The following is a 9,524-nucleotide window of genomic DNA, read 5'->3' as shown; positions in this document are numbered from 1 at the left end:
TCGTCACCGGCGGCGCAGGGTTCATCGGAAGCAACTTCGTGCGAATCTACCTCGCACGGCGCCCGGATTGCCACATCATTAACATCGACAAGCTCACCTACGCGGGGAACCTCGAGAACCTGAGAGACGTCGAGGGCGAGTCGCGCTACCGGTTCGTGCGCGGCGACATCTGCGACCGGGCGGCGGTGGACGCCGTCATGCCGGGCGTGGACGCGGTCGTGAACTTCGCCGCCGAGACGCACGTGGACCGCTCGATCGGCGACCCGTCCGGGTTCCTGCGCACGGACGTGTTCGGCGTCCACGTGCTGCTCGAGTCGGCGCGCGCGCACGGCGTCGGCCGGTTCGTGCAGATCAGCACCGACGAGGTGTACGGCCCGGCGCCGGGCGAGGCCTTCCGCGAGGACGCGCCGCTCGCGCCGCGGAACCCCTACTCCGCGAGCAAGGCGGGCGGCGAGCTCCTCGCACGCTCCTACTTCACGACCTACGGCTTTCCGGTCGTCGTGACGCGCGGCGCGAACACGGTCGGACCGAACCAGTACCCCGAGAAGGTCCTCCCGCTCTTCACGACGAACGCCATCGAGGATCAGCCGCTTCCGCTCTACGGCGACGGGCTGCAGGAGCGCGACTACACGCACGTCGCCGACCACTGCGACGGCGTCGCGCTCGCGCTCGAAGAGGGCGAGCCGGGCGGCGTGTACAACGTCGGCGCGGGCAACCACATGCGGAACGTCGATCTCGCGCGCCTGATCCTCGCGGAGCTGGGCAAGCCCGACAGCCTCATCCGGCACGTCCGCGACCGCGAGGGGCACGACCCACGCTACGCCATCGACTCGTCGCGGATCCGCGCGCTCGGCTGGAAGCCGCGCTACGACGCGAGGGCGGCGGTCCTCGACGCGGTCCGCTGGTACGCGGCGCACCCGGAGTGGTGGAGGCGGATCAAGTCGGGCGAGTTCAGGGAGTACTACGAGCGGCAGTACCGCGAGCGGCTGCGCGACGCGGGGACGTAGAGCGGACGGGCCCGGCGCGGTTCCGCCGCGCCCCGGCGCCCGGCCTATCCCCGCTCGTACCACGCCGTCCCGACGAGGACGGCGATGCAGAACCCCACGACGACCGCCAGGAAGAGCAAGAACGCCGCGACCCCCCACAGGCGCACGGCGATCGGGAAGAGCAGCATGAACGTCCCGAGCGCCACCATCATCCGCCCGACGAACCTGCCGAGCCGCGTCGGGTCGGCCACGGTCTCCTTCGTGTAGCCGGCCACGAGCCCGAGGTACGTCCCCTTCAGGAACACCCTCGCCAAGATGAAGAGCAAGATCCCGACGGGGACCGTCACGACCGCCGAGGTCGCGGCGGCCTCCCTCGCCGGATACGGGAGCTCCGCGCCGTGCAGGCCGGGGATGCGGAGCAGGAGCAGCGAGACGAGCAGCGCGTCGGATGCCACGGGGCGCCTCCACGGGAACCGTCCAGAGCGGCCTTGAATCGTCGGGCGTCATGGTACATCATGGTGGGCCAACTGACAACGGGCGCAGCGATCCGCCGGAGGGGACCACCGTGGCCGCGAGCAGAGACGAGGTGCTCAGGACGGTCGACGACCGCAGGATCCGCTTCATCCGCCTTCTCTTCACGGACATCGTCGGGTTCCCGAAGTGCGTGACCATCACGCGCGGCGAGCTCGAGGACGCGCTCGACAACGGGAAGGGCTTCGACGGCTCGTCCATCGAGGGGTTCACGAGGATCCACGAGAGCGACATGATCGCCAAGCCGGACCCCACGACGTTCAAGGTCCTCCCCTGGACGGACGGCGGCGATGAGGCGCTCATGTTCTGCGACGTCCTCGAGCCGGACGGCAGGCCCTACCCCGGCGACCCGCGCTTCGTCCTCAAGCGGGTGCTCGAGAAGGTGGCGCAGCGCGGCTGGACGCTCTACGTGGGCCCCGAGCTCGAGTACTTCTACTTCCGCTCGCCGGCCTGTCCCGAGGTGCTCGACCGCGCGGGGTACTTCGACCTCACGCCCCCGGACCTCGGCGAGGCGATCCGCAAGAAGACCATCGTCGCGCTCGACTCGCTCGGCATCCAGGTCGAGTACTCGCACCACGAGGGCGCGCCGAGCCAGCACGAGATCGACCTGAAGTACGCCGACGCCCTCACGATGGCCGACCACACGATGCTCTACAAGCTCGTCGTGAAGGAGGTCGCGCGGAAGGAGGGCGCCTACGCGACGTTCATGCCGAAGCCGATCTACGGCCAGAACGGAAGCGGCATGCACGCGCACCAGTCGCTGTTCGAGAACGGGGAGAACCTCTTCCACGACGCCGCCGACGCGAGGCACCTCTCGGCGCTCGCGCGTTCGTACATCGAGGGACTGCTGCGTCACGCGCGCGAGATCACGCTCGTGACGAACCAGTGGGTGAACTCGTACAAGCGGCTCGTGCCGGGCTACGAGGCGCCTGTGTACGTCTGCTGGGCGCAGATGAACCGATCGACGCTCGTGCGCGTGCCGCGCTACCGCCCGGGCCACGATCTCTCGACGCGCGTCGAGTACCGGAGCCCGGACCCGGCGTGCAATCCGTACCTCGCGTTCGCCGTCATGCTCGCCGCGGGGCTGCGCGGCATCGACCAGAAGCTCGAGCTCCGCGAGCCGAACGAGGCGGACATCTACGAGATGGACGGAGACGAGCGGGCGCGCCTCGGCATCTCGATGCTCCCAGGGAGCCTCGGCGAGGCGGTCATCGAGGCGGAGAACGGCAGCCTCCTCCGCGAGACCCTCGGAGACGAGACCTTCGAGAAGCTCCTCAGGAACAAGCGCGCCGTCTGGGACGGCTACCGGGCCATCCTCACGGCCCACGAGCTCGAGCACGACCTGCCCGTCCTGTAGGGCGACGACCGGCGCGCCCCCAGAGGCGGGCGCGAGGAGGGAACACGTGGACCTCGGCCTGAAGGGCAGGAAAGCAGTCGTGACGGCCTCCTCGCAAGGCATCGGGAAGGCGTGCGCGCTGGAGCTCGCGCGCGAGGGCGCCGATGTGCTTCTGTGCGCGCGGGGCCGCGAGGCCCTCGAGGCGGCGCGCGAGGAGGTCGCGAAGGCGGGCGGCGGGCGCGCGGTGGCCGTGCAGGCCGACCTCAGCGACCCGGCGGGCGTCGAGGCGGTCGTGGCCGCCGCCGTCCGCGAGTTCGGCGCGGTGCACGCGCTCGTCACGAACGCGGGCGGGCCGCCGTCCGGCCGGTTCGAGGACTTCGACGACGCGGCGTGGGAGAAGGCCGTCGCGCTCAACCTCATGAGCGTCGTGCGCCTGAACCGCGCGGTCGTCCCGGTCATGCGGCGTGCCGGCGGCGGGAGCATCGTGAACCTCGCGTCCATCTCCGTGAAGGAGCCCATCCGCGGGCTCGTGCTCTCGAACGCGGTGCGCGCGGCGGTCGCGGGGCTCTCGAAGACGCTCGCCACCGAGCTCGGCCCCGACCGCATCCGCGTCAACGTGGTCTGCCCGGGCTACACGGCGACGGACCGCATGAAGGAGCTCATGTCGGCCCGCGCGAAGCGCGAGGGAAAGCCGTACGAGGAGATCGCGCGGTCGTTCCAGGAGTCGGTGCCGCTCGGGCGGTTCGCCGACCCCGCGGACATCGCGAGGATGGTCGCGTTCCTCGCCTCGGACGCGGCGGCGTACGTGACGGGCGTGACGGTGCAGGTGGACGGCGGCGCGGTGAAGGGACTCCTGTAGCGGGAAGGCGCGAGGAGGAGCGATGCGGGTTCTTCTCTCCGGGAACGAGGCCGTCGCGAGGGGCTGCTACGAGCACGGCGTGAAGGTCGCGACGGCGTACCCGGGCACGCCGAGCACGGAGATCCTCGAGAACGTCGTCAGGTACAAGGACGACATCTACTGCGAGTGGTCGCCCAACGAGAAGGTGGCCTTCGAGGTCGCCATCGGCGCCTCGTTCGGCGGCGTCCGCACGATCACCGCGATGAAGCACGTGGGCCTCAACGTCGCGGCCGACCCGCTCATGACCTCGACGCTCGTCGGAGGCGACGGCGGGTTCGTCATCGTCTCGGCCGACGATCCAGGCATGCACTCCTCGCAGAACGAGCAGGACAACCGCTACTACGCGAAGTTCGCGAAGATCCCGCTCGTCGAGCCATCCGACTCCCAGGAGGTGAAGGACCACCTCGGGACCGCGTTCGAGATCTCGGAGCGGTTCGGCACGCCGGTGCTCTTCCGCATGTCCACGCGCCTCTCGCACGCCAAGACCCCGGTCACGCTCGGCGAGCGCGTCGAGGTCCCGCGGAAGGAGTACGCGAAGGACACCTCGCGGAGGGTCGTCATCCCGGCGCACGCGCGCAGGCTCCACGTGAAGGTCGAGGAGCGCCTCTGCCGCCTCGCGGAGTATGCCGAGACGACGCCCTTGAACCGCGTCGAGGAGGGCGAGGCGAAGGTCGGCGTCATCTCGAGCGGCATCGCGTACCAGTACGCCCGCGACGCGTTCCCCGACGCCACGTTCCTCAAGCTGGGGATGAGCTACCCCTTCCCCATCGAGCTCGTGAGGCGCTTCGCCGCGCGGTTCGACCGCGTCTTCGTCGTCGAGGAGAACGAGCCGTTCATCGAGGACGCGATGCGCGTGGCGGGCATCACGAACGTCGTGGGCAAGGAGAAGGTGCCACTCTGCGGCGAGCTCAACCAGGGCATCGTGAGGAGCGCGCTCGTCGGCGCCGGCGCGAAGGTCACGCCCGAGGCCGTGCCGCCGCGGCCGCCCGTGCTCTGCCCGGGCTGCCCGCACCGCACGACGTTCTTCACGCTCAACCGCCTGCGCATCGGCGCGACCTCGGACATCGGCTGCTACACGCTCGGCGTGATGCCGCCGCTGGAGGGGCTCGACACCTGCCTGTGCATGGGCGCCTCGATCGGCAACGCGCTCGGCCTCGAGAAGGCGATCGGGCGGGACTTCGCGAAGAAGATGGTCGCGGTGCTCGGCGACTCGACCTTCGTCCACTCGGGCATGACCGGGCTCGCCGACGTCGCGTACAACCGCGGCGCGACGACCGTGATCGTCCTCGACAACTCGACGACGGCGATGACCGGCCACCAGGACCACCCCGGCACCGGCACGACGCTCATGGGCGAGCCGACGGTGAAGCTCGACCTCATCGCGCTCGCGAAGAGCATGGGCGTCAGGCACGCGCGGCGCGTGAACGCCTACGACGTGGCCGCCGTGCGGCAGGCCGTCCGCGAGGCGGTCGACAGCCCCGAGCCCTCGTTCCTCGTCGTGGAGGGCACGTGCGTCCTCCTCGAGCGCGAACGCTGGGGCCCGGCGCTCGTCGTCGACCACGACGAGTGCGTGGCGTGCGGCCTGTGCCGCAGGCTGGGCTGCCCCGCGCTCTCGAAGGGCGAGGACGGGAAGACGACGATCAACCCCATCTTCTGCGTCGGCTCGCTGTGCTCGGTGTGCGCGCAGGTGTGCCCGAAGAAGTGCATCGCCCCGCCGGACGCGGCGAGGTCGTGAGCGAGGAGAACGCGATGGCCGACAGAGTGACCAACGTCTTCATCGCCGGCGTCGGAGGGCAGGGCATCCTCCTCGCGAGCGAGATCCTGTCCGCGGCCGCCCTCGCTCGCGGCCTCGACGTCAAGAAGAGCGAGGTCCATGGGATGGCGCAGCGCGGCGGCTCGGTGGTGAGCCACGTGCGGTTCGGCGCGAGGGTCCACTCCCCCGTCATCGCCGAGGGGGAGGCCGACGTCCTCGTCGCGTTCGAGAAGATGGAAGCGCTCCGCTGGATCCACGTTCTGAAGCCCCGCGGCCGCGTCGTCGTCAACGCGCAGGAGATCATCCCGAGCGGACTCGACGAGTACCCGAAGGGCCTGGACGCGAAGATCCGCGGGCGCGCGCCCGACGCCGTGTTCGTGGACGCGCTCGCGCTCGCGAAGGAGGCCGGGAACGTCCGCGCCGTCAACACGGTCATGCTCGGGGCGTTCGCGGCGTTCCTCGACTTCTCGGACGACGAGTGGAAGCGCGCCATCCAGGCGAGCGTCCCGAGGAAGACGGTCGAGATGAACCTCGCCGGCTTCGCGCTGGGCAGGAAGGCCGCGGCCGGCCGATGAGCCCGGCGGCGGCATCGGCGCCGGAGGCGGGGCGCGCGCGGCGCATCCTCGCGGCGCTCAGGAAGGCCTACCCGGACGCGCGCGTTCCGCTCAACTACCGTTCCCCGATCGAGCTCCTCGTCGGCACCGTCCTCGCGGCGCAGTGCACCGACAGGAAGGTCAACGAGATCACGCCGGGGCTCTTTGCGAAGTACCCGTCCATTGAGGCGCTGGCCGCCGCGCGAGCGCCCGACCTCGAGCGCATCGTCCGGCCGACCGGGTTCTACCGGAACAAGGCGCGCGCCCTCAAGGAGAGCGCGCAGGACATCGTCGCGAACCACGGCGGCGAGGTGCCTTCGACGATGGAGGAACTCACGGCGCTCCGCGGCGTCGGCAGGAAGACCGCGGGCGTCGTCCTCGGCTACGCGTTCGGCAAGCCCGCGATCGTCGTGGACACGCACTTCATCAGGCTGGCCCGGAGGATGCGCCTCACCAAGGAGTTCGATCCGGAGAGGATCGAGCGGGACGTCGCGGCGCTCCTGCCGAGAGGCGGGTGGACCGCCTTCTCGCTGCTCATGACGTGGCACGGTCGCGCGACGTGCGCGGCGAGGAAGCCGGCGTGCGACCGGTGCGCGGTGGCCGCGCTCTGCCCGGCGCGCGCGACGGCGGGCGCGATCGCGTGGAGGGTGAAGAGCCCGAAGGCGCCGAGGCGCCCGGGGAAAGAGAAGGGCCCCGGCCGAAGCGGCCGCGGCCCCCATGCGCGTGACTGAACGCCTCAGTCCTCGATGTTGATCGCTTCGACGGGGCAGCTGTCCGCCGCCTCCTCCGCCGACTCCTCGTCGTCCTCCGCGATGTCGCCGGGCTTGGCGCGCGCCACCTCGCCGTCCATCTCGAACACGCCGGGACAGATCTCAGCGCACAGCCCGCACCCCGTACAGGTGTCCTCGTCGACCCATGCCCTCATGCGAGACCTCCTGGTGTCCGGTCGCCTGCTCCGGGGCCGGAATCTATCTCCGGCCCGTCCGCTTGGCAAGCGTTTCGTGAGGCTGCAGCGCGTCGGGGCGCCTAAGGCCTTGAACTCGCCCGCCGGGTCGTCTATGATGGCCCGGCCGTCCGCTGCTTTGATGGCGCGAATCAGGGATTGCCGAACGAGAGCCGGCCGCCGGAAGGGGCGGCGCGGCCAGCCGAAGGAGGTCCGATGGCCGGTGGGATGACCGACCGGGAGCGCGTGGGTCTCGCGCTCAAGACCGAGAAGGACGGCGGGGCGTTCTACGCGCAGGCGTCCGCGCGCACGAGCCACAAGCTCGCCAGAGCCGCCTTCGAGGTCCTCGCGAAGGAAGAGGAGCGACACGTCGGGCTCATCGAGGCGCTCGGGCAGTCGCTCATCGGGAAGGGCGGCCCCGTCGCCGTCGACTCCCCCACCAAGGGAGCGCTCGCGAAGGGCATCAAGACCATCTACGAGTGCGCGATGGCCGAGAAGCCATCGGGAGACCTCGACGCGGCGAAGTCGTACGAGAAGGCCATCGAGCTCGAGAAGCGGGTCTCGGCCCTCTACTTCGAGTACGCCCGGGAGTGCGAGAGCGATGAGGCGAGGCGCCTGTTCAACGTCCTCTACCGCGAGGAGCAGGACCACCTCACGCTCCTCGAGGACATGCTGATGTACCTCACGAAGCCCGACCAGTGGTTCATCGACAAAGACTACGTCATGCTCGACGGCGGATGACTGAAAGAGACGCGCTCCTGACGGGCGCGTTCCATCCCGCGCTCGAAGATGCCCTGCTCTCTGGCCTCGCGGAGCACGCCCGGCGCGAGCCGGGCGCGCCCGCGCTTGTCGTCGTCCCGACCAACCTGCTCGGGCTCCGGCTGTCGCGGCGCCTCGCGGAGCGGATCGCGGCCGCGGCCCCTGCCGCGCGCGACGAGGCGGGCTCGACCGCCCCGACCGCCGGCCACGCCAACGTCCGCTTCATGACGCTCAAAGACCTCGCGGCGCGACACGCTCCAACGCCGCTGCCGGGCGGCCGTGCGCTCCTCCCAGACGGCGGCGACGAGGTCGTGCTCCGGCGCGTGCTGGACGGGGGCGGCGCGGCGGGCGGCTACTTCGAACCCATCGCCGACCGGCCCGGCTTCGCGCGGGCGCTCCTTTCGACCATCGGAGATCTCAAGGAGGCGTGCTACACCCCCGACGCGCTTGAGTCCGCGGCGGTCCGCGCCGGGCTCGCGCGCCCGCGCCGCCCCAGCAAGCTCGCCGAGGTCGTGCGGGTGTGGCGGCTCTACGAGGCGCTGCTCGAGAAGGAAGGCTGGGCCGACGAGCGTGACATGATGACGGCCGCCGCGGATGCGCTCGCCTCGAAGGGCGCGGGCGGCCGCGCCGCGCCGCTGCCCCCTCTCTTCCTGTACGGCTTCTACGACCTGAACGCGCTCCAGAAGCGACTCGTCGCGGCGTGCTGCGCGGCCACGGAGACGCGCGTCTACGTCCCCTGGGCCGACATCGCCGCCTTCCGCTACGCCCGGCCCACGCTCGAGTGGTTCGAGTCGCTCGGCCTTCCGCGCGAGCACGTCGGTGAGCGCGAGGGGCGAGACGTGCCGCTCCCCGGCGCCGGCGACCCGGGCGGCGCGCGTCCCGGACGAAGCGCCGCCGCAGCCACTCTCCCGATCTCCGCGCCCGGCGAGGCGCGCGAGGCCCGCGAGGACGCGCGGACGCTCCTCGGCGTGCTCGAGGAGCGCGGGCTCTCGTTCCAGGATGCGGGAGTGCTCCTGCGCTCGCAGGGCGACTACTCGGACCTCTTCGCCGAGGAACTCACGCAGGCGGGCGCGCGCCCCTACGTGGAGACACCCTGCCCGCTCGCGCGCACCCCCGCCGGACGGGCCGCGCTCGCGCTCGTGGACGCCGTCGCGAGCGACTTCGGGCGCATCGAGGTCATGGAGTTCCTGGGCGTCGCCGACCTCGCGCGCGAGGGCGCGCCGGACGCGGCCCGCCGGGACCGCGACGACGCTCCACCGGTCAGCGACTGGAACAAGGCGAGCGTGCTCGCGGGCATCGTGAAGGGCGCCGGCGGGTGGGTCGGCGCCCTCGAGTCGCTCGCGGCGAGCATCGAGGCGGCGCCGGCCGACGGGTCGTTCCGCACCGAGCACGGGCACCTCGCCCGGCCCATCGCGTCGCTCATCGCGATTCTGCGCGAGCTCATCCCCCCGCTCGCCGGCCTCGCGCCCGGCCGCGGGCGAACGCAGGCGGCGGAGATCTCCGCGTACGCCGACGCCGTCGAGGCGACGCTCACCCGATTCGCCGCGCGCGAGGGGCTCGACGAGGTGCTCGACACCGTCTCGTCGCTCCGCGCGCTTGCGCCCGTCGCGGGGCCCGTGACGCTGTCGCGGTTCGCCGAGCTCCTTCGCGAGGCGCTCGGCGCGCCGCAGAAGCGCGGCGAGAAGTTCGAGTCCGGCGGGCCGGCCGTGCTCTCGCTCATGTCCG

General features: G+C 71.3%; 10 protein-coding genes. 8 read left to right on the top strand and 2 right to left on the bottom strand.

The features are described 5' to 3' along the window. A partial coding sequence (gene rfbB, locus FJY74_08780; protein ID MBM3308407.1) for a dTDP-glucose 4,6-dehydratase occupies positions 1–1,007 on the top strand: 1,007 nt, incomplete at its 5' end. A gap of 44 nt (positions 1,008–1,051) precedes the next feature. Here rfbB and FJY74_08775 read toward each other — a convergent pair. After that, the gene (locus FJY74_08775) at positions 1,052–1,441 is read right to left on the bottom strand and encodes a DUF3784 domain-containing protein (protein MBM3308406.1); all 390 of its coding nucleotides are present in this window, start codon (positions 1,439–1,441) and stop codon (positions 1,052–1,054) included. Between the two features lie 50 nt (positions 1,442–1,491). Between FJY74_08775 and FJY74_08770 the strand changes: the two genes are divergently transcribed. Genes FJY74_08770 through nth form a run of 5 tightly spaced genes read left to right on the top strand, consistent with a single transcriptional unit; the run spans position 1,492 to position 6,828 of the window. Beyond that, positions 1,492–2,874 carry a glutamine synthetase gene (locus FJY74_08770; GenBank protein ID MBM3308405.1) on the top strand — a complete coding sequence of 461 codons (1,383 nt, stop codon included), beginning with the start codon at positions 1,492–1,494 and terminating at the stop codon, positions 2,872–2,874. 46 nt (positions 2,875–2,920) lie between these two features. After that, a complete protein-coding gene (locus tag FJY74_08765; GenBank protein MBM3308404.1) occupies positions 2,921–3,712 on the top strand; it encodes an SDR family oxidoreductase in 792 nt (263 codons plus the stop codon). Positions 3,713–3,734: 22 nt separating this feature from the next. Then, the gene (gene iorA, locus FJY74_08760) at positions 3,735–5,486 is read left to right on the top strand and encodes an indolepyruvate ferredoxin oxidoreductase subunit alpha (protein MBM3308403.1); all 1,752 of its coding nucleotides are present in this window, start codon (positions 3,735–3,737) and stop codon (positions 5,484–5,486) included. Between the two features lie 14 nt (positions 5,487–5,500). Beyond that, positions 5,501–6,079, top strand: coding sequence for an indolepyruvate oxidoreductase subunit beta (locus FJY74_08755; GenBank protein MBM3308402.1), 579 nt, complete (start codon positions 5,501–5,503; stop codon positions 6,077–6,079). Next, the gene (nth, locus tag FJY74_08750; GenBank protein MBM3308401.1) at positions 6,076–6,828 is read left to right on the top strand and encodes an endonuclease III; all 753 of its coding nucleotides are present in this window, start codon (positions 6,076–6,078) and stop codon (positions 6,826–6,828) included. Before FJY74_08755 ends, nth begins: the two co-directional genes overlap by 4 nt. A 5-nt stretch (positions 6,829–6,833) precedes the next feature. On the opposite strand, the gene FJY74_08745 is transcribed toward nth, so the two are convergent. Then, the gene (locus FJY74_08745) at positions 6,834–7,022 is read right to left on the bottom strand and encodes a ferredoxin (protein MBM3308400.1); all 189 of its coding nucleotides are present in this window, start codon (positions 7,020–7,022) and stop codon (positions 6,834–6,836) included. Between the two features lie 234 nt (positions 7,023–7,256). Between FJY74_08745 and FJY74_08740 the strand changes: the two genes are divergently transcribed. Together FJY74_08740 and FJY74_08735 are read left to right on the top strand one after the other, a co-directional pair. Then, positions 7,257–7,781, top strand: coding sequence for a ferritin family protein (locus FJY74_08740; protein ID MBM3308399.1), 525 nt, complete (start codon positions 7,257–7,259; stop codon positions 7,779–7,781). Next, positions 7,778–9,524: hypothetical protein (locus FJY74_08735; protein ID MBM3308398.1), on the top strand; the 1,747-nt coding region annotated here is incomplete at its 3' end. The genes FJY74_08740 and FJY74_08735, both read left to right, overlap by 4 nt.

Origin of the sequence: Candidatus Effluviviaceae Genus I sp. (assembly GCA_016867725.1) — a bacterium.
GTDB lineage: Bacteria > Joyebacterota > Joyebacteria > Joyebacterales > Joyebacteraceae > VGIX01.
Note: the sequence above shows the minus strand (reverse complement) of the source record. Positions and strands in the feature narration are given on the sequence as shown.